We start from the raw sequence: 636 nt of genomic DNA on the forward strand, positions 1-636 counted from the left end.
TGTGTTAGAAGGAGGTACTGTTCAGTTGGCCATGGATACTAAAGCATCTTCAGATTTGGGGAGTTCTTCCTCTACTCTGAGTTATAAATGGAGTCCTGGTACTTTTCTGGATCGGGATAACATTTTGAATCCTTTTTGTTCAGCAACATCAGATCAGACTTACACTTTAACGGTTACGAATAGTGATAATTGTTCCAGCAGTGATCAGGTGAATATTCGTTTGCTCAAAAACCCAATAGTTCCCAATACCTTTACCCCAAATGGTGATGGAATTAATGATGAGTGGACTATAAAATACCTGAACAGTTATCCAAAGGCTACCATCAATATTTTTAACCGATACGGTGTCAAAGTGTTTAGTGGAGATTCCAAATCGAAATCATGGGATGCTAAGTACAATGGTCAGGATCTACCTATTGGCACTTATTATTATGTAATTGATCCACATAATGGAAGAAGAATTCTATCTGGGTCAATAACGATTTTGAGATAAACAGTTATTGATTGGAGCTAGTTACTACTTACTGAATAAATTAAAATGTGTCATTTGACCCTTTTAGAAGGTTTCTTTATGCCTAAATTGTATAGGTGATAAAGGGAGTTCCGAAAACCCGGAATAGAGTAGGAGAGATTAAA

General features: G+C 36.5%; 1 protein-coding gene. It reads left to right on the forward strand.

What is annotated here, in order from left to right; all coding sequences use genetic code 11:
* Positions 1-493: gliding motility-associated C-terminal domain-containing protein (locus R2S10_RS24700; protein WP_316843066.1), on the forward strand; the 493-nt coding region annotated here is incomplete at its 5' end.
* Positions 494-636: the final 143 nt, after the last annotated feature.

Origin of the sequence: Pedobacter gandavensis (genome assembly GCF_032678745.1) — a bacterium.
In the GTDB taxonomy this organism is placed as follows: Bacteria; Bacteroidota; Bacteroidia; order Sphingobacteriales; family Sphingobacteriaceae; genus Pedobacter; species Pedobacter gandavensis_C.